This window comes from Aquimarina longa SW024, from assembly GCF_001401755.1.
Taxonomy (GTDB): domain Bacteria; phylum Bacteroidota; class Bacteroidia; order Flavobacteriales; family Flavobacteriaceae; genus Aquimarina; species Aquimarina longa.
The window spans coordinates 166,787-187,556 of record NZ_KQ474102.1; the positions used below are offsets into that span (position 1 = coordinate 166,787).

Annotated in this window: 19 protein-coding genes; 12 read left to right on the forward strand and 7 right to left on the reverse strand. The window is 30.1% G+C overall.

Annotated elements, in window-relative coordinates; genetic code table 11:
* Positions 1 to 13 precede the first annotated feature (13 nt).
* From N456_RS16820 to N456_RS16845, 5 genes are all read right to left on the reverse strand, one after another.
* Positions 14 to 568 carry a TerD family protein gene (locus N456_RS16820; RefSeq protein ID WP_062059758.1) on the reverse strand — a complete coding sequence of 185 codons (555 nt, stop codon included), beginning with the start codon at positions 566 to 568 and terminating at the stop codon, positions 14 to 16.
* A 2-nt stretch (positions 569 to 570) separates the two neighbouring features.
* On the reverse strand, positions 571 to 1,380 hold the full coding sequence (locus N456_RS16825) for a phosphoribosyltransferase family protein (protein WP_062059760.1): 810 nt from the start codon (positions 1,378 to 1,380) through the stop codon (positions 571 to 573).
* Between the two features lie 3 nt (positions 1,381 to 1,383).
* The gene (locus N456_RS16830) at positions 1,384 to 2,049 is read right to left on the reverse strand and encodes an HAD family hydrolase (protein ID WP_240315550.1); all 666 of its coding nucleotides are present in this window, start codon (positions 2,047 to 2,049) and stop codon (positions 1,384 to 1,386) included.
* Between the two features lie 16 nt (positions 2,050 to 2,065).
* Positions 2,066 to 2,641, reverse strand: a complete 576-nt coding sequence (locus tag N456_RS16835; RefSeq protein ID WP_062059764.1) for a TerD family protein — start codon at positions 2,639 to 2,641, stop codon at positions 2,066 to 2,068.
* A 667-nt stretch (positions 2,642 to 3,308) separates the two neighbouring features.
* Complete coding sequence (locus N456_RS16845; RefSeq protein WP_062059768.1) at positions 3,309 to 5,363, reverse strand: dipeptidyl-peptidase 3 family protein; 2,055 nt, start codon at positions 5,361 to 5,363, stop codon at positions 3,309 to 3,311.
* Between the two features lie 103 nt (positions 5,364 to 5,466).
* Here N456_RS16845 and N456_RS16850 point away from each other — a divergent pair, with 103 nt between their 5' ends.
* The 3 genes from N456_RS16850 to N456_RS16860 all read left to right on the forward strand — a co-directional run bounded on the left by N456_RS16850 (position 5,467) and on the right by N456_RS16860 (position 8,254).
* Positions 5,467 to 6,501, forward strand: coding sequence for an SRPBCC family protein (locus tag N456_RS16850; RefSeq protein WP_062059770.1), 1,035 nt, complete (start codon positions 5,467 to 5,469; stop codon positions 6,499 to 6,501).
* A 77-nt stretch (positions 6,502 to 6,578) separates the two neighbouring features.
* Positions 6,579 to 6,944: a fluoride efflux transporter CrcB gene (gene crcB / locus N456_RS16855; RefSeq protein WP_062059772.1), complete on the forward strand. Its 366-nt coding sequence runs from the start codon at positions 6,579 to 6,581 to the stop codon at positions 6,942 to 6,944.
* Between the two features lie 164 nt (positions 6,945 to 7,108).
* The gene (locus N456_RS16860) at positions 7,109 to 8,254 is read left to right on the forward strand and encodes a porin (RefSeq protein ID WP_062059774.1); all 1,146 of its coding nucleotides are present in this window, start codon (positions 7,109 to 7,111) and stop codon (positions 8,252 to 8,254) included.
* Positions 8,255 to 8,324: 70 nt separating this feature from the next.
* On the opposite strand, the gene N456_RS16865 is transcribed toward N456_RS16860, so the two are convergent.
* Positions 8,325 to 8,939 carry a DUF1684 domain-containing protein gene (locus N456_RS16865; protein WP_062059776.1) on the reverse strand — a complete coding sequence of 205 codons (615 nt, stop codon included), beginning with the start codon at positions 8,937 to 8,939 and terminating at the stop codon, positions 8,325 to 8,327.
* 132 nt (positions 8,940 to 9,071) lie between these two features.
* Between N456_RS16865 and N456_RS16870 the strand changes: the two genes are divergently transcribed.
* The 8 genes from N456_RS16870 to N456_RS16905 all read left to right on the forward strand — a co-directional run bounded on the left by N456_RS16870 (position 9,072) and on the right by N456_RS16905 (position 19,456).
* Entirely contained in the window at positions 9,072 to 10,295 is a 1,224-nt protein-coding gene (locus N456_RS16870; RefSeq protein WP_062059778.1) for an MFS transporter, read from the forward strand.
* A gap of 11 nt (positions 10,296 to 10,306) precedes the next feature.
* Positions 10,307 to 11,053: a DJ-1/PfpI family protein gene (locus tag N456_RS16875; protein WP_062059781.1), complete on the forward strand. Its 747-nt coding sequence runs from the start codon at positions 10,307 to 10,309 to the stop codon at positions 11,051 to 11,053.
* Positions 11,054 to 11,502: 449 nt separating this feature from the next.
* A complete protein-coding gene (locus tag N456_RS16880) occupies positions 11,503 to 13,347 on the forward strand; it encodes a type VI secretion system Vgr family protein (RefSeq protein WP_062059782.1) in 1,845 nt (614 codons plus the stop codon).
* A 4-nt stretch (positions 13,348 to 13,351) separates the two neighbouring features.
* The gene (locus tag N456_RS16885) at positions 13,352 to 14,218 is read left to right on the forward strand and encodes a hypothetical protein (protein ID WP_062059784.1); all 867 of its coding nucleotides are present in this window, start codon (positions 13,352 to 13,354) and stop codon (positions 14,216 to 14,218) included.
* Positions 14,211 to 17,390 carry a DUF4280 domain-containing protein gene (locus tag N456_RS16890; protein WP_158447918.1) on the forward strand — a complete coding sequence of 1,060 codons (3,180 nt, stop codon included), beginning with the start codon at positions 14,211 to 14,213 and terminating at the stop codon, positions 17,388 to 17,390. The genes N456_RS16885 and N456_RS16890 overlap by 8 nt, the downstream gene beginning before the upstream one ends.
* 31 nt (positions 17,391 to 17,421) lie before the next feature.
* Positions 17,422 to 18,273, forward strand: coding sequence for a hypothetical protein (locus N456_RS16895; protein ID WP_062059788.1), 852 nt, complete (start codon positions 17,422 to 17,424; stop codon positions 18,271 to 18,273).
* Positions 18,274 to 18,275: 2 nt separating this feature from the next.
* On the forward strand, positions 18,276 to 18,677 hold the full coding sequence (locus tag N456_RS16900) for a hypothetical protein (protein ID WP_062059790.1): 402 nt from the start codon (positions 18,276 to 18,278) through the stop codon (positions 18,675 to 18,677).
* Positions 18,678 to 19,171: 494 nt separating this feature from the next.
* Positions 19,172 to 19,456, forward strand: coding sequence for a hypothetical protein (locus N456_RS16905; protein WP_062059792.1), 285 nt, complete (start codon positions 19,172 to 19,174; stop codon positions 19,454 to 19,456).
* 162 nt (positions 19,457 to 19,618) lie between these two features.
* On the opposite strand, the gene N456_RS16910 is transcribed toward N456_RS16905, so the two are convergent.
* Entirely contained in the window at positions 19,619 to 20,083 is a 465-nt protein-coding gene (locus tag N456_RS16910) for an Lrp/AsnC family transcriptional regulator (protein WP_062059794.1), read from the reverse strand.
* A gap of 221 nt (positions 20,084 to 20,304) precedes the next feature.
* On the opposite strand from N456_RS16910, the gene N456_RS16915 reads away from it, so the two are divergent.
* Positions 20,305 to 20,688: a hypothetical protein gene (locus tag N456_RS16915; RefSeq protein ID WP_062059796.1), complete on the forward strand. Its 384-nt coding sequence runs from the start codon at positions 20,305 to 20,307 to the stop codon at positions 20,686 to 20,688.
* The last annotated feature ends 82 nt before the right edge of the window (positions 20,689 to 20,770 follow it).

The following is a 20,770-nucleotide window of genomic DNA, read 5'->3' on the forward strand; positions in this document are numbered from 1 at the left end:
TAATAATAGTTTATTAGTTATACTTATTCAAAAATTCTTCTAATCCGCCTTTTTGCCCCATTCCGACAGCTTCAAACTTCCACTGCCCTTCTCTGTTATATATTCTTCCAAACTCTACAGCAGTCTCTATAGAAAAATCTTCTTCTAATTCGTACTTAACTATTTCTGTATTATTGCTGTCATCTACTATTCGAATAAACGAGTTACGTACTTGCCCAAAATTTTGTTTTCTTGCCTCTGAGTCATGTATTGTTACTACAATACAAATTTCTTTTACTGTTGGTGTTATTTTAGTTAGATCTATTTTAACCTGCTCATCATCACCATCACCATCACCCGTAAGATTATCTCCTGTATGTACAACTGCCCCATCTGGAGAGCTTAAATTATTGTAAAAAATAAAATGAGAATCTGAAACAATTTTTTTATTATCTCCTAATATAAAAACTGAAGCATCTAGGTCAAAATCTGAACCTGTTGAACTCTCGTTAGTATCCCAACCTAAACCAATTGTAAACTTAGGTGCGTTGATATTTTCGCGTTGTCCTTTTTGTAAATTAATTGCCATATTTAATTTTGATGGATTAAATTAATATTATTCTCGTACTCTACTATTTTATGATAATTATTACTTATTGCTAGCTCAAACAATTCATTTGCTCTTTGGCTAGATATTTTTGATAGGAAAAAATCAAATTGTTCTTTATCTAGTTTTAAAATATACTTGACTATCCTAGTATTAAACTGAAAATCATGGCTATCTAAAACATCAATTATATCATGTATATCCTTAATAGCCGCATAATTATAATAATTTTCAATATTTGGATGAATGTCTTTATTCATCAATTCTGCTAAATACACAAAAACAAAATCTCCATCTACATCATATGTGTCCAAAACTTTCTTTACGGTATACTCATGACTTCCTGTAATCTTTATATCATCAACAAAAATGCATAATTTACCACTAATAAAATTTCTATCGATATAATAGGTATCATTAGAGATCATCTGTATTCTTTCTTCAAAATCTAAATTTCCATAATCTGCTACATATGTTTGGTTTCTATATATCTTAGATTCTATTGCTACTTTTTTATTGTTCTCAAATAAAAATTTATTCAAATGTTTTTTAAAATAGTAACATAAAAAATTTGATGCCGTTGGTATTGACAAATAAGGGCTTGGTAAAATAACTATACTATCTTCATTAGAGAGTAGTATATCTCCATATTCAGCCACAAAGCCCTTAAACAGTTCTTTTGCAAATTTTTTAGCATAAAATTTATCTCCAAATTTAAACTTACTATAGTCCTGTGGTTTAAATGGATGGTTTTCCTTTTCTTCGATTTTATATAAACTATACCTCTTATTCATTTTCTATTTTTCGTATAAAAAAGCATTAAATCCAAAGTTTAAAGCTCCTGTGTAATCTGAGATATAATTATCTCCAATATGAATAATCTTATTCTTTACTATTGATTTATTTTCATTTGCTTTAGTATACACTAATGAATATATTTCTTTATTAGGTTTAGAATATTCTACCTCATCAGAATATATCTGAAACGAAAAATAATGCTCTAAATCATAATATGAAAGTAGTTTTCGCAATGTATTTCCCTTAATAAATCCAGTGTTACTAAGTATATTTATAGTTTTTTCTTGACGTACAATATCATCAAATAAGGTATGAATAGCTGTATTAAGGAGTACAGGTTTGTACTCCATAAATAGAGATTCTGTTTCCTCATAAAAGTCTTGTAGTCTATCACTATTTATTGTCATCATATCAATTTTTAGCTCATTTAATATTAGACAATAAATTTCGAAAGTATTGATATTAAATCCTGTTCTCTCATTTATGGTATTACACAGAACATCAAACTTTCGAACAACTTTGATTACTTCTTCTATGGGGAGTTCTATTTCGAAGAACTCTCTAAACAGTTCACTTCTTTTGTTTTTAAATTCTGGGTTAGACTTTATCAAAGTAAGCCACAGATCAAAAGAAAAATGGTCAAAATCATTAATTTTTAAGTTCAAATCGGTGACTATGGGGTTATTTAATAATCTCTCCTGAATAATATTTTTCTAAGAAAAATGACAAATCGGCTTTATATCCAATACCTGAAGCTTCAAATTTCCACTCTCCATTCTTTTTATATAACCTCCCGAATTCTACTCCTGTTTCTATAGAAAAATCTTCATCCAATTCATATTTTGCAATCTCTTCTCCATTAGCATTATCTACAATCCTAATATATGAATTCCTTACTTGTCCAAAATTTTGTTTTCTTCTTTCAAAATCTTCAATAGTTACAACAAATAAAATTTCATTAACATTAGCATCTATTTTTGACATATCTACTTTAATAGCCTCATCATCATCTCCATCACTACTTTTCCCATCAGGATCATCTCCTGTATGTTCTAGTGAACCATCTGGGGAAATCAAATTATTATAAAAGATAAAATAACTCTCTCCTAGCAGTTTTCTATCTTCATTAATCATAATTGCAGAAGCATCTAAATCAAAATCAAATCCAGTTCCTTCATTTGGATCCCATCCTAATCCAACAGTAATTTTAGACAAACCAATATTAATTTTTTGTCCTTTTTGTAAATTAATTGCCATATATAATTATTTATTATAGGTTAATGTTGTAAACAATAGAATTGTTACTTATTAATATTTTATTTCCCTGTCTCATTAAATATTTTATAAAAATAAAAACTAAGTAATCTAAAAATTTATAGTAATAATATAAGTCTATAAATTGTTTTTATCTACTCTCTTGTCTATTTTTAAAATATTAATATTTTTCAACTTCGATATTCCCCTACAAAGTAAAAAGTGTGAGTAGCTAATTTAATACAAAAAATTAGAAAAGCAATATTTTTTATAATTCGCCTTTCTACAAAGCATAAATATGATGAGATAATCAAAGTCATCTACTATATTTGTAAAAAATAGTAGCATATGTTTAGTCAAGGTCAGTTAATATTTGCAGGAGGTTTTGTAGTTGCTTTTATTGTCTTAATGGTTTTTAGTTACAGAAAAGATAGCAAACTACATCGCAAATATCATAAAGGCAGTATTTATATCTTAATTGGTTTTATTGTATTTATCATATTGCTTTTTTTCTTAAAAATGTATTTACAACCATAGTAATACACAAATACATCACTGCAATTAAAACACTAAATATCAATTAGGTAATATAATTTATTCGGTACACAAAATCAAAAACGTCCTCTCTAGTGTGTCTAGAGAGGACATTTCAATTTTTATAATCAAGAGATTAATTTACCTCTGGTAAGAAATTATAGTTTTTGCTATACATCAACATTTGAGAAGTAAAATCTTCTGGTTGGGTAACGCTAATTTTTATGATCTCTCCATTTTCATTTAGCTCAGGAACTAAAACAGGATTTACAAAACCATTATATGGTGCAGATGTAAATTGCTTATTACGTTCTAACACTTCTGTATGTAATGCTTGATCTACTTTTACACCATATCCTTCTACTAAAGCTTCTGCTGCTTTATAATCTCCTTCTGACTTGATACGTTGTGTTTCACGCAATAAACGTCCAAAGATTTCGCGTAATTTTGCATAATCATTAATATTAAAGTATGTTTTACCGTCTTTAACTATTTTTTCTATGACATTATCTTTTTTTCCTTGCTCAAAAGCCCATCCACTTACCCACTGACGGTTTCTCATATGTGCTTCTTCTACATCATCTCCAAGATTTAATCGTATTAACTGTGTCATTAATCCATTACGGATATATCCATCATAAGCAGCTTTTCCTGTTTTTTCCCAATCTTCAACTAATCCTAGTTCTTGTAATTTTGAGTCCATTAAATAGTATAACCCCACTAAATCAGCACGTCCTTCTTCCATTGTAGATGCATAGTTTTTTAATGTTTCTTTAGTTTCTCCTACACCAGGGTTTAATTGTCCTGATGCATGACCTACTACTTCATGTAAAGCTGTATGTAGCTTATCTGCTAATTGACCATACTTTTCTTCTAACTCAAATTCTTCTTGATCATGTACAAATTCTTTTAATCGACCAGAACCACCTGCATTACTATATGCATTAATGATATTCCCTAATGATACAGACTTAGATCCTACTGCTGCTCTAATCCAGTTCGCATTTGGTAAATTTACTCCTATAGGAGTACTAGGTGAAGAATCTCCTGCTTCTCCCGCTACAGCTACCACTTTATATGTTACACCAACTACGCTATCTTTTTTGTGAGCATCCATTAATGGTGAGTTATCTTCAAACCATTGTGCATTCTCTGATAATACAGCCATTTTTTTAGACATATCAAAATCCTTGATTTGTATAATACTCTCATAAGATCCTCTATATCCTAGTGGGTCATTATACACTTCGATAAAACTATTAATATAGTCAATATTTCCTTCAGTAGCTGCCGTCCAAGCTACATTATAATCATCCCAAGTTTGTAAGTTTCCTGTCTTATAATATGCTATCAATAAACCTATTGCATCGCCTTGTGCTTTATTCTCTGCAACACCCTGTGCTTTCTCTAACCATTTGATAATTTGATCAATTGCAGCTCCATACAATCCTCCTGATTTATACACTCGCTCTCTTAGTTTTCCATTCTCCTTTACTAATTGAGAATTTAAACCAAAAGACAATGGCTTATTAGGGTTTGGAGATTTCATTTTTCCATAAAAAGAGGTCACATCATCATTAGTAACTCCCTGTCCATAAAAATTAACTGCAGATAATGCTACATTATCAACACCCTTTGCTTGATTTACTTTTTTAGCATCCTTATCACTAAAAATCACCTCATACACTTCTTTAGAAACTTCAACACTTGTAGCTGCAAGGAGAGCACTAAAATAATCTTTCCCAAATTCTGGTTTGATTTTACTATTACTGTAATGATGATGAATTCCATTAGAAAACCAAACTCTTTTAAGGTATATTTCAAAAGCTTTCCAGTCTTTAGAACCTTTATCTCCATCATATGAAGTGTATATTTTCTCTAATGCTTTTCTTATAGTAAGGTTATGACGATAATTCTGATCCCACATAATATCTCTACCACTTAATCCTGCCTGAGTTAGATAAAAAACCAGTTTTTGTTCTTTTAAAGTAAGGTTTTCCCATCCTGGTATTTGATATCTTAATACTTTAATATCTGCAAATTGTTCTACAACATAGTTAAATTTATCTTCTTCTACTACTTCTTGTTTTTCTTCTTGCTGATTAATCTGATCTTTTACTTTTGGATCTTTTTTACACGCTATCATCAAACTAGTAATAGCGATAAAAAATAACATTTTGTTAAGTTTCATTTGTCTTATTTTATTGTTTTGTTATTGTTTTGACAAATGTAACAAAATAAAAGGATGTTAAAATTGATTATATTAGCCAATCAAATAATATAAACTAACTAACATGAAAATAGTAAAGTATTTATTTTTTCTATTATTATTAGTCCTAATTGGTGGTGCAGTTTATGTCGCAACCATAGATGGTGAGTTTCAAGTAGAAGAAAGTAAAGTAATCAATGCTCCTGATGAACTGTTGTTTACTACAATTAATGAGTATAGAACGTGGGAAAAATGGGGACCATGGATGGATGAGTCTGATGACCTTATTATGCAATATCCTGATAAAACTAGTGGTGAGGGAGCCTCTTATTCTTGGAAAAGTGAAACACAAGGAGATGGTAAAATGGAGACTAAAAAAATTGCTCCTTTTAGTAGTATAGATCAAAATATTACATTTATTACTCCTATGGGGGAAAGTAATAGTGAAGTATACTGGAAATTCGAAAAAATAGAAGGTAGAAAAACTAAAGTAACATGGGGTATGAAAGGCAATCAATCTTTTATGGAAAAAGCGTTTTGGGCTACTCAGGATAGTACTGTATCGCAAATGCTAAAACCTATGTATGCTCGTGGACTTGAAAAACTTGATGCATTTGTATCTGAAGAAATGAAAAAGTATGCTATTAATGTAGATGGTGTAACAGAGCATGGTGGTGGTTTTTACATGTACAGTGCTACAGCATCCTCTATAACGGCCATTCCTGAAAAAATGGCTCAAATGTTACCTGCTGTTTCTTCCTACATGAAAGAAAACAATCTTCCTCAAACAGATATGCCATTTACCTTATACAATGAGTATAACGAAGAGCAAGGAACCGCTATTTTCTCTACAGGTATCCCGACAAGAGACAAAGTTGTTACTCCTAAAACAAGTTCTATTCTTTGTGATTTCTTACCAAGACAAAAAGCAGTAAAAACCACATTAAAAGGGGATTACGCAAACTTAAAAGAAGCTTGGGAAACCGCATACAAATATATTGGAGAAAATAACTTAGAGCCTAATACAGAATCTGCTCCTTTTGAAGTATATCGTATAGATCCTGAGGTACGTCCAAATCCATCAGAATGGATTACAGAAATTTATATCCCTGTAAAATAATACAGAACTTATAAAAACTACCTTTTATACTAGTTCATAGTAATTGGTATAAAAGGTAGTTTTTAAATTACAACTTAATGAAACAACTATTTTTTGTATTTATAGGTGGAGGTACGGGTAGTATTGCGCGTTATCTTATCAGTAAATACTTTAATAACTCCTCTATAGCTATTCCTTACGGAACTTTTATAGTTAATACCTTAGGTTGCCTTTTTATAGGTCTCATATTAGGGTTTTCTCTTAAAAGTAATACAATGTCTCAAAATACAGTAGCTCTTCTTGCTACAGGTTTCTGTGGAGGATTTACTACTTTTTCTACATTTGCATATGAAAATCATGTATTACTAAAGTCTGGAGATTTTATAAACTTTTTTCTCTATACTGCAGGATCTCTGCTTATTGGACTTCTTTTTGTCTTTTTAGGAATATTTATCGCTAAATAACTTACATCTCTTTTTAAACTATTAAATAAAACACAGCCTCTAAATATAATAGGGGCAAACTATTAATTTATCAAAAAAATTAAACAACCTTATACAAAAACACGATTGAGTAATATTCTCAACTAACTTCAAAACTATAAACAGTACCACAATTAACATTTATTATGAAAACAAAAAACAGTGTATTTTTCTCAAATAAAGCCTTTATCCTTATAAGCTTCATATGCTTTAGTTCGTATGCCCAAGAAGAAGAATCTAAATCAACAGTTAAAGAAATACTATCCAAAGTATCGATATCAGGATCTGTAGACGGGTACTACAGATATAATTTTAATTCTCCTAATAAAGCTATGGATGTTGATAATGATCCTACAACAGAGAACACGTTTATTGCTCCTAATACTTTTTTTGCTAACCAAAGTGGTTTTGCTTTAGGTATGGCAAATGTTATTTTTAATTATGATAGTGAAAAAGTCGGTTTTGTAGCAGATCTCGTATTCGGACCAAGAGGTGAAGATGCTGTATTTAACTCTAGTGGTTCTGCCCAAACAATTAATCAATTATATGTATATTGGAATGTAACCCAAAAAATTAAACTTACTCTTGGTAATTTCAATACTTATATTGGAAATGAATTAGTCTCTCCAACAGGAAATTTCAATTATTCTACTTCATATATGTTTACGTATGGCCCTTTAGCTCATACTGGATTAAAAGCAGATTTTGTTATCGATAAAAAATGGTCTGCTATGCTTGCAGTAATGAACCCTAGTGATTATACAGAGAATAACCCTTTTGACACCTATATCATAGGAGGTCAATTAGGATATACTATAGACAATGGTAATGCATTCCTTAACTTCAGGTATGGTAATGAAGGAGAACCTGGAAAAGTGGGACCTACTTTACAAGTAGATCTTACTACTGGATGGGATATTAACGATGATTTTTACTTAGGAGTGAATACTACCTACTCTTCAACAGAACCTCAAGAAAGTGGTGATACTTCTGGATTTTATGGTTTCGCATTATACCCGCAGTATAAAACATCCGAAAAATTTTCTATTGGATTAAGAGGGGAGTACTTCTCTGTTTACAATAGAGGATTAACAAGTGTAATTGGTTTAAATGATAAAGGCGATGGAGATGTTATCGCTGCCACACTTACAGGAAGCTATACTATAGAAAACTTAATTATAAAACCTGAATTAAGGTTAGATACGACTTCAGAAAATTCTTTTATTGATAATGATAAAAAAGCAACTAAGAACCTTTCGTCTTTTGTATTAGGAGCAATATACAAATTCTAATATAACTAATATTTCTAAAAGCACTCTGAGTTATCAGGGTGCTTTTTTTACACTAAACTTATATAATAAACTACTTGTTTTCAGGTGATTTCTTATACTTTTTAACCCCAGCAAGTATTTTTATATCCATATGGTTTTCCTCTGGGGGTATTGGGCAAGAATACCTATCATTATAGGAACAATATGGATTATAAGCAGTATTAAAATCAATTAAAAGAGTTTCTTTATCAGGAATTTTAAGGTCAATAAAACGACCTCCTGCATAACTCGATTCTCCATTAGTTAAATCTGTAAAAGGTAAAAACAGGTAATCTTCATATTCTAATTGCATTTTCAACCCTTGATTTTGATAGATATTTAAAACATAAGACTTATCCTGAAGAATAAAATGTGCTTCTCCATATTTTACATACAACGGTTCTCTACCTGTTGTAGTTTTCATTATAAAAGGAGTTTCATAAGAAGTCCTTACAAATTTTGCTTGAACACAAAATGATACATCTATTTTGAAGAAATCTAACATTTTAAAATACTCTAATTCTTTTAGAGGCAAAGGTGAAGTTTCTTCAGAAGCAAAATCTCTATTAAGCTCTTCCTGAAAAGATAATATCCTTTTGATTGCTATTGAGTCTTGAGCAATTATATTCCCAATAAAAAACACACATAAAATCGATACCCTAAACACTTTCTTATATTTTATACAAAAATACAGTTTACAATCTTTTAACTTATTAATTTTGGTAGAATTGTTCCCTAATAATAGATAAAAAGCTACTTTTATCTATTATTTGAATCCGTAACATAAATCCTGTACTCTTTGTTAAAAATTATACTCCGTTATTTTAACTCTTTTTCTGGACTATCAAAAGAAGTCTGGTGGCTAGCATTAATTACACTAATTAATAGAGCTGGAGCTATGGTAATCCCATTCTTGTCATTATACCTAACCGATGATTTAGCTTTTTCATTACAACAGGTAGGGTGGATTATGACTAGTTATGGTCTTGGTTCGTTCTTAGGAGCTTGGCTAGGAGGTAAATTAAGTGATAAAATTGGATATTATAAAGTTATCCTTACATCGCTTCTATTAACAGGAATATCTTTTATAGCTATTCAATATTTTACAAGTTTTTGGAGTATCTGTATTGGTTTTTTTATTCTTATTGCTATTGCAGATATGGCAAGACCTGCATTTTTTGTAGCATTAAGTGCATATAGCAAACCAGAAAACAAAACACGATCATTAACCTTTATCAGGCTAGCTATTAACTTAGGATTCTCTCTAGGCCCTGCACTTGGTGGGATAATCATTGCTTCAATAGGATATTATGGGCTATTCTGGGTAGATGGTATTACATGTATCATCGCTGCTATAGTCATGACACAAACGCTACATCCTAAAAAAGCTAAAATATTAGATAAAGAAATTGTTATCAAAAACCCTATAAAAGCACATAGTGATGGGCTATATATTTTGTTCTTAATCACACTAGCTATATTTGGTTTTATATTCGTTCAATATTTCTCTACAATACCATTATATTATAAAGAGATCCACCATCTATCAGAAGAAAAAATAGGTCTATTACTAGCATTAAATGGTGCCTTGATATTTTTCTTTGAGATGCCATTAATTGCTTATCTAGAAAAATCTAAAGTTACTAAGATCGGAAATGTTATCAATGGTTTTATACTTACAGGAGTGAGTTTTATGCTACTACTAATCACACCATGGGCAGGTATTCTTGTTATTGGTATGATCATAGCCACTCTAGGAGAAATGGTTGCATTCCCGTTTGGAAATGCTTTTGCTTTAGAAAGATCTAAAAAAGGAAGGCAAGGTGCATATATGGCATTATATAGTATGGCCTTTTCTGTAGCTCATATCTTTGGGCATAATTCTGGCATGCAATTAATTAATAATTTTGGTTATGAGAATAGTTGGATTTTCATGTCATTAATTGCTGCTTTAGGAATATTTTTGTTATACATCGTAAAGCAAAAATTAAATAAAGAAAAGCAATCTTTTAAGAATAGCTAAACCTAGGAATCATGAAAAACCTACTTTATATTCTGTTCACAATAGTAACTTTTGGATGTACTCAATTACAAAAAGAAAAACCTTCTATTACCGAAACAAAAATCACTAAAAAAAAGTTCCCTAAACTAGCTCCTAATCGATATAACGTTGGATTTCTAATTATGGAAGGAACTTATAATACTGAGTTTACAGCTCCATATGATATTTTCCAACATACACAATATCGCAATACTATAAAACAAATGAATGTTTTTACTGTTGCCAATACAGATGATCCTATAACTACTTTCGAAGGGTTAAAAATTATCCCTGATTACAATTATACTAAAGATTCTTTACCAAAAATAGATATTCTGGTAGTACCCAGTGCAAAACATCATTTAGATACAGACCTAGAAGATCAAGTAATGCTTAACTTTATACAACAAGTGGACAAAACAGCTACATTTGTAACCTCTCATTGTGATGGGGCATTTGTATTAGCCAAAGCCGGAATATTAGACACCGTAGTTTCTACTACTTTTCCTAGTGATATTGATAAAATGCGCACCATGTTTCCTCACTTAGATATCAGAAAAGAAGTAATATTTGTACATGACAAAAAATATATCACCTCTGTAGGAGGAGCAAAAAGTTTTGAAGCAGCACTATATCTATGTGAATATCTATACGGAACAGAAATTGCAAAATCACTCGCAGGTGGACTAGTTATTGATTGGAATTTAGAAAATGTCCCTCATTTAGTTGTTAAAAACTAAGCAATCCTTATATTTAACTCTAAGATCCCTTTGTTTTTAAGTAATATCTCTTATAGTATATTACATCAATCAGACTAAATCTAATTCGAAACATATCTGTAGAATTTATTTGTTTTATATTAAATATAACCACAAGCATTAGTCCTTACAACAACTACATTCATCCACATATTTACTACCAAAATCCACCAAACTATCATCTTCACATCTATACAATATATATTTACTACAATATATAGAAGTAAGGGGTAAACAAAAAATAATGAAGATTACAAAACTAATATGGATCAGTGAATGTATTTATAAATATAGTTTCATCACTAGCACTAACTGATTCTCATTTTTTTTGAAATAAAAAATCTTTATTTCAAAATTAAAAGACAACTTAGTTTTAATGTCTTTCATTATATACCCCCCATTCTCTTTTCATAGTAGAAACCTCATAATATATGGCAATAGAAGCTCAAATTCAGATTTATATCGATGGTAAACAGATACCAGGGTTTATTAGTATAGCATTAGAACAGGAAATAGATGCACATCATAGTTTTGAATTGGTATGCAGAACAGATGTTTTAGAAAATTTCTCTTCTGAGTTTTTTGGGGATAGTAAAAACTTCTTAGGAGAAAAATTTGTATTAATGATACAACCCAACGAAGTTTTTTCTGGCAACAAAGAACTTCATTTTAAAGGAGTCGTAACTTCTATTAGTGCAATAAAGGGCTTCTACCATGGGGCAGGAGATTTAATTAAAATCATAGGTAAAAGTTCTAGTATTATTTCTGATGATGGTCCTCATTATACATCACATATGGATATTAATATTGCTGATATCATAGAAAAAACATTTAGAGAGTATAATTCTTCATTATTAGAATTAAAAATTTCTCCAGAAAACCGTAATGCAATACATTATAGTGTACAACATAATGAAAGCTCATTTCAATATGCCAGTAGGTTAGCATCACAATATGGAGAGTGGTTTTATTATGATGGCATGCAACTTGTTTTTGGAAAACCCCAAAATAAAGAAGCAACCTCACTAGTATATGGAGTTGACTTATTAGAATTATCAATGAGTTTACACCCCATACCTAATAGTTTTAAGTATATCACTAATGACTACTATACAGATTCATATCATGAGACTAAAACTAAAGAAATACACGCTCCCACAACTAATGAAACTGGCTTTGTAAATGAAAAAAGGAATTTATTATACCCTAAAGAAACGCAAGTTTTTATGAATGCGTATGATGATCCCATGATGAAATCCAGAATGGATGATCAAATTACAAGACAAAAGCGCGCTAAAGAAGCAAACCAAGTAAAAGTAACCGGAATTAGTAGCAACCCTTCCATACAAATAGGTGGGATTGTAAAGATTAAAGGAGAAGACTCTTTTTACGGAAACTATAGAATCATTAAAATATCACATACTTGCGATCAAAATGGGAGTTATGAAAATACATTTGAGGCTATTCCTGAGGAAATGACCGTATACCCAAAAACATCTATACAGTCATTTCCTAAAAGTAAATCACAAACAGGCGTCGTAATTAACAATAATGATCCAGAAGGGCTAGGAAGAGTACAAGTACAACATGCTTGGCAAAAATCAATAGGAGAAACCACTCCTTGGGTACGATTAAGTAATACTGCTGGAGGAGCTGGACAAGGCTTCTTTTTTGTACCAGAAGTTGGAGATGAAGTAATTGTGGATTATGAGGGTGGTAATGCAGAAAGTCCGTATGTACAAGGAAGCATGTATAACTCTTCCTCTGTGCCAGATAGTTTTAAGAGTGGAAACAATCATCTAAAAGCTATAAAATCAAGAAGTGGTAACCAAATCACTCTTAATGATGCTGATGGTAGTATTACTATTGCTGATCCTAGTGGCAATACAATCTCTATGGGAGGTAATGGAGAAATTACAATTAATGCTCCTAATAAAATCACATTCTCTTCCACAGACATAGCTATTGAAGCTAGTAATAATATAACTCTAAATGGTGGAAATGATATTACTGCTAATGCTAGTAATAATATGAACTTGGATGGAGGAAATAATCTTAGCGCTAAAGCAGGAGTTAAAGCATCTCTCAATGGAACAAAAAGTGCATCTGTATTTGGCAAAAGAGTATCAATAACTGCTTCCGTAATGGCTAATATACAAAGTGGAGCTATACTAACTATTATAACCGCAGGTGTTCTTAATGTAACAGGAGCGGTAGGTAGTTTTCTAAACGGAGCTAAAGTAAAGATATTAGGTGGTAAAGTAGAAATAAATTAATCTTATGATAACAACTCCAATACAAGAAGATATTTTACTTTCTACAAATACAACACCCATCATTTATGATTTTGGAGTATCACAGCATAATATCTCTAAAGAAAAAATCATCAAAAATCAGATCAAAGCAGTAATTAAAAAAACACTAATCCAAAAAGATAGTCTAGGATATTTATATTTTGTAGAAACTATAGATCGATCACAAACGAATCTAGAAGGCATCTTAAAATTAGAGAATTCACTAGCTTTATTACAAAAAAAAATAGCGCTATATACAGATCCTCATGGCAAAATTATTTCTATCATAAATAGAGGTGAAATTAAAGAAAACTGGTACGACCTATCTAAAAAAATAAAAAAAGAGTTTGCCCATATAATACCAAAAATGGACACTTTCTTAAAAGGAATAGATAAAGTAATAGATACTAATGATTCTTTTGTCAGTCTAATAAAAAAATCAGAACTCTTCACTTTATTATTTCCACCTATCTATAACAACCAATTATTAAATACAGCTCAGATACATCAAGAAAAAGATTTTGATAATTTTTTTGATACCACAACACTCCCATTAGCTATTCAAACCACATTAACTGGGATCAATAGTAATACTAAAGAAAAACAAGTACTACGATCAGGAAAATTAGATCACTCTCGTTTTGATAAAGAAAATGCTACTAAACTATTTACAGAATCTTATGGTACCCACCAATCTAATACAGATTTTAAGGTCTCGTATTTAGAAACTCTAGATCTAGATGAATTTAATATCATAACCAAAGGAAATGGAATGCTAGGAGTAACAGTAGAAGATCTATATAGTTTTAGACAAATGAGCATGCTCAAAAAAAAAGATGTACACTATGGCTGAAGAAAAATTTATTCCTAGCAATACTTTTATAGAATGTACTGGTTGCAAAGGAGTACAATCTAATTTATTATCAAAAACACCAAATGTTTTTGTAAAAAAACAACCTATGGCTACAGCCTTAGATGCATTACCCTCTAGCATTACTCCTTTTAGTGGAATGTGTAGTTTTACTAATAAAGTATGTACCCCTATCCCTTCTGGAAAATGGAAAAATCCTAGAAAAACAGTAACTACCGTAAAAAATGAAGCACTAATAGAGCAAAGTACCTTACAATGTAGTAGTGGAGGAATAATTTCTATACCAAAACTTTCATCTACTCCTCCTCCTCCTCCTAATATAATTGATAAGACACAAGAAAAAATTAATACTGCTGCCAACTATGCTAAACAAAAAGCTGACAAACTAACACAAGCAACTGGAAAAACGATAGAACAAATTGCTAATACATCTAAAGAGGGTAGAATTGCTAAAGTATTTAAAAACAAAAAATTACAAAGCATGGCCTCTAATGCCAGTAAAGCAATAGAGTATACTAATCAAAAAAAGGAAGTAGTAGATACTAAGGTAGAAAATACTGACACCCGTATATCTAACTTAAGATTAAAGCTAAAAGAAAAAATAACTGGTGTAGAACAAGAATTACAGAAACTAAAAGAAGTAAATGCTACTGAAGTAGCAGCTCAGCAAAAAAGTCTGCAAACTTCTGAAATGACTATAGAAGAAAAGAAAGAACTGGCAGACAATAACGCATTATTCGATAATGCTAATCAAGAGTCTATAAATGTTTTAGTAACGCATTTTGATACTTCTCTCATAGCACCAAATACATCATTAACGCTACTCAGTGATACAAATGAACAAAATAATCTTACTTCAGAAAAATCAATTCTTAATACATTAAACCCATACCCTACTCCTGCACCTCCCCCTGTTATATTTCCTCCTAAAAAAAAATCCTTTCTAGAAAAGGTCTTAGAAAGAAATAAAGCCAAAAGAGAAAGAGATAAAAATACCGCTAGTCGTCAATATGATAAATATGAATCACAAGTTCATTCATTAGACAGTACTATCAACTTAGGTGACAAAAAAGATAGCCTCAATGCATTAATCTTACTGAATAATGTTGCACCTCTCATTAATTCACACTCTTCACCCAACACTATTGTAGCAGTTTCGCCTGCTGATATTAAAGGTCTAAAAAATGTTGCTAAAGATAAAATCAAGAAAAAGATTACAACAAAAATTGCTGATAAACGCGAAGAATTAGATACTAAGGTACAAGCAGAAATCGATGAATTACTAAAAGAGACTGGATACACCGAAAAAATTAATGAATACAAAAATAAGTCTGAAGATTTACAAGAAGATTTAGATAAAGCCTCTTCTGTAATGGGCGCATTAGGTGATTTTAATGGATTTATTGATGGGCTTAAAGATAAAGCCATAGGAAAAGTAGGTGCCAAATATAAAAAATCGCTTTCTCAATTTACTAATAATATGGAACTGGTTAATGCTTCTTTAGGAGGATTAAGTTATGCAGCATCTGGTTTTGTAGCTGGGGATGTAGTTACTATGGCTCCTGATAGAAAACCAGAGAAAGAGAAAGAAGAAGAAACACCACCACCAACTATAGTTTTAGAACCTGCAACTACGTCTTCTGGAGGTGGAATTGGAAAGAATGAAGCAAAATGCTGCTATACAAAGTTAAAAGTAATTAAAAATGATACCATTGAATATACCGTAATTGATGAAAAAAAATCAATCTTCAAAAATATTGACGTTATTAAATTTGTATCTGGTACTACTAAAAATCAAAATAAACTAACCCTAATTATTGAAGGTTTAGAACGAGAAACCTGTGCTCAGAACCATAGTAATCAAGATTTAATATATACAAAATCAGATAATATTTTTGGAAGCCTTACAGAAGAGCACTCCCTTCCATTAAAAGACTTAAAAACAAACTCTTTTGACATAAAAATCCATGCAACAGATCATATTTCTATTTTTAAAGATTTTATGGATATCTTTATTATTGGTATTAAATCAATAATGCCTGTTATTTATCGAATACCTGTAGATACATGTAAGTATTCTAAAGAAATTATCGCAGAAACATATCTCGATGCCGAATGGCATTTATTATTAACATTAAAACCTAATGATCCTTTAACATATAGCCATACAGGATTTAAACCAAGAGGAAAAGATGCATTCAGAAACCATCAAAGTATCGCTGTCCATATAGGAAGAAGAAACCTTAATTTACCTTATTCAGAAAAAGGAGCTCAATTAAGCATCGGATGTGGGGTAATTTATAACGATAAAAGTCAATCTCATAACTTATTAGGCAAATTTCCACTCAAAAAAATCGAAGACTCTTCTCATAAATTATTTTCAATATTAGGTCTTATAGATAAATATACCAAAAAAGTTACTGGAGATCAACGAAAGAGTAAATCCAAATTGGGAGTTAAAGTTGCAGTATACCCACCTTCATTATCATTAAAACTATCTGGAGGTCTAGAAGATCAAGGAAAATCAATTAATACTGAACCAAGTATCTATGGGAATCTTACTATAGATCTAGAACCTTTAATTTCTGCAGAAATTTTTATCGACCTTGTTGTTGCTGCTAATAAACACCCTTTTATACTATTGTTGGATGCAACTATACATTGGATTGAAACTAAAGTTGAAAAAATAGTTAGAAAAGTTCCTTTTAAAGGTGGTTATAATTTACAATTACCCGGAATATTAGATTTTCTCACATTTGAAATTGAGCTTAATTTTGGTTTTCGAATAGGTGGATCTATTGATTTTGGGACTAGTAGAGATAAAAAAATAACCGCTGGAGGGATGGCTTCGCTAAAAATTAATGCAGGAATAGATTTAAAGTTAAAGATGTTTGGAGTTTCTTTTGTTGCAGGAGTAGAAGGTAAAGGTAGTGGAACCCTTGAAGCTGATACTACAGTAGGTTTTGACGGTAATGTATATTGCGAAAGCATGTTACAATTTTCTGGTGCAAAGGTTGATGTTCTGATATATGGCGAAATAAGCGGATTTATATTTGAAATAGATCGTTTTGAAAAAGGATACAAATCTCCTAAGATTGGAAGTTTTCAATACCCTATGGATAAAATGTATTTTACTGGTAGTACTAATGCCTAAAAGTAAATTAAGAAAATAATCTTTAAAAAATATGAATTTATCACAAGCTGCCTACACATTAAGCATAAACATCAATAATTGTCATGCTGAAATATGGTGTAATGATGTTATCATTTTTGAATATAAAAGTGTATCAACTCAAAAAAAAAATATATCAATATCAGTACCATTAAATCATGTTATCTTAAAGCCTTGTGAGTTTAATATACGAGCAACTATAACACCAAGGTTTAGACAAGAAAGTTTTGAAAAAGATTCTTTTGTTAGACTGCAACTATTCGTTCTTGATTATTTAAATCCTAAAAAAACAAAAACAAAATTATTTGATTTAAAAACTCCCGAATCCTCAGATATCCCTGAAAAAAATACTATAGAATTACCTTCTGTTACTAAAGGTATCGAAGGATTACCTTATTATGAGATTTCAGGAATTTTTAAAGATAAAATATTACCTTTTAATGAAATAGGATGGATAAATTCTGTTGATCTAAATGAATATGATTCAAAACTCTTGCTAATGGAGCTTTTTGAATCCTACAATACAGTATATACAATGCTTGTCAATAAAAATGCCGAAGCATTTTTAAATATGAATGCTGAGAAAGATAATTTAATGGCCGTAACCTATTATTTAAAAAGTGATGAAATTAAGCATCATAGAAATAAAATAAAAAACGTTATTCAAAATGATGAATTAGAATTGATCCCCTTTGATATTTCAAATATTGAAAGTGTAATCATGGGAAAAGGTAATGTAGCCAAACTTAGAAGAAAGAATGGACTTCCATTAATAATATTTAATGATCCAAAAAATGGAGGAACAATAAAATTAGATTTAAAGTTTCACAAAAAAAATGCAACATCTAAATTTAGTATTATATAACTATGAAAGTATCAATAGTAGATCCTTTAAACAGTGTTAATATTTTTGATGATCAACTAAATAATAATGAGGTTAATCAACAAATTGAATTATTATCTAATCATCGTGATTCTGAAATAAGATTATTTATGGATGATTATGAAAATTATATTTTTTCTATTAAAAAGAAAAGTCTTACTAAATGGAAAGTCGATTATCCTATAGAACTTTATAAAATCCATAAGCAATGTTATGCTAGTAAAGAAGAATGTTTAATATTGATTAAAAAAATATATCAAGGAGAGCAAATAGAAGATATTGCTATGTTTACTGATGTACCAATACGTCACTTTACTCTAGATGAAATGTTAGAATTTGAACAAGAAGATGCAATGATGCTTAATGGTCAAGATCCTAATCTATAATAATAGATCATCTTTTTTGAAACTATTTCTGTAAAAATGATAAAAAAAGAATTGTTGTAAACTATCTCGAGGCAGACCATAGACGCATTAAAGTCTCACTTAGTGAGTAAAAATAAGAATAAGGCAAGAGTGTTCATGATCATGAACACTCTCTGTTTTTAGGAAAAATTACGTACTCTCTTTAGTTTCAAGATCTGGGGTCTTTAGACTAATGTCCTCACACCTAATTTATTCCCCTACGTATTCCAAACTAATATTTTAATCCATATCGTCATACAAGTTAAAATGTTAATTCTGGGGCATACATCAAAGTATTATAACTTATGGTAAATGTACTATAAAAAAATTATACTAACAAAATTTTTAACGATAAAAAACACTAAATATCGACAAAATACACAAAATACTTATATTTTATAGAAAAAAGCTTCAGAGAATAAATCAAAAATAGTTTAAATAAAGTATTTTTATACAAACTATTTATTACTAAAATTATGAGAAAAACTAAAAACTTATTTGTTATCCTATTTATACTATCTGGTTTTATTGCACAAGCTAATGTGTATATCAGATATTATAATAAAGACTCAAAGAATCACACTTTTGAAGTAAAAATCGCAGGCTCATCCAAGACTGTTGATTTTGATAGTAGCAGAACTTCTTCTGTAACGATCCAAGGAGGCAGTGAAAAAGCAGAGATCAAAACAGATTGTGGTTGGATAACTATTACTAATAATTCAAAAATCGAGATTAAAGACGGTTGTATTACTATTAAATAATTTCGACTATAAAGTGTATCCTACATATGACAAAAAAAAACGTCTGAACAAGTTCAGACGTTTTTAGTTCTTCCTTGCACTCTCTTTAGTTTCCCCAACTAATGTCCTCACACAAGGTAAAATAATACCCACACCTAAATATTATCAATTCTTATGCCAAAACTAGATTTTAGTCTTATCAATTTTTTTATGATCAATAATAGGGCTATTCTCTATTAGGTTCGATAATATAATATGTGTTTTTACTTCTCCATATGTAATAAGCCTATCTATAAACTCTTGTAAGTGTATTTGATCTTTTAGAACAACTTCCATAATTATATTTTCATTACCTGTTATACGATAGCAGTTCACAACCTCCTTAAATTCGGAAACTTTTATCAAAAATGGTTTTAATCGTCCCATAAATGCCCTTAAAGTAATCATTGCTTTTAGCTGATACCCTATTTTAGTATAAGAAACATTAGCCGTATATCCTTCTAAAACACCATAATCTTCCATTTTTTTTATTCTCTCTGCAACAGCAGGCGAACTTAATCCTACCTTACGACCTATTTCTGCATTAGATAATCTAGCATTGTGTTGTAATGCATCCAAAATTGCCCAATTTGTAACATCTATTTTCATTTATCTACATAAGATTAAAAAATCGTTCCATTTATTTTTTAATTAATAAAAGAAAGTTACAGTTGTATATTTAATGCATACATAATCTACAAATTAGCTTCCTTATATTCTTAAGCAAAAATAGCAATATTAACCAAAAATTAAAGTAAAAAATGATTTTGGCTTTAAAAATCAAAGAAATATTATTACAAATAACATTATTTTTGATATAGTATAGTATCATGAGATCACAGCCACGAAATAAAAGATTATATAAAAAAGCGTTAGAAATTTTTACGCTTTCTCGTCATATTTCTAATTATATGATCCATGACTTAGCTACATTACAAAATAGTGGTAATGAAAATCCTCATATTTACTTTACAGGAGATATTATAAGACAATCAGATGCGCTAGCTCCCAAAATAATAAAAGCTGAAAATCAAATTTTTCAGGATGATCGTATTAAACAAGCAACCTCTCTTATACATATCACTAATCTCCTTTATAAAAACTGTGAGCGCTTAGAGCAATCTGAAAGTAATGGAAAAGAATTTATAATTTTATTACGCAAAGAACTTAGAAAATTTAAACGCTTACAACGCTCATGGATGATGAGTTTATAAAAAACCAACTATTTTCTTTACTAAAAAACATCTCGAACAAAAATAACCTCTAATCATAATCAACGATTCTTTTATAGTTCGA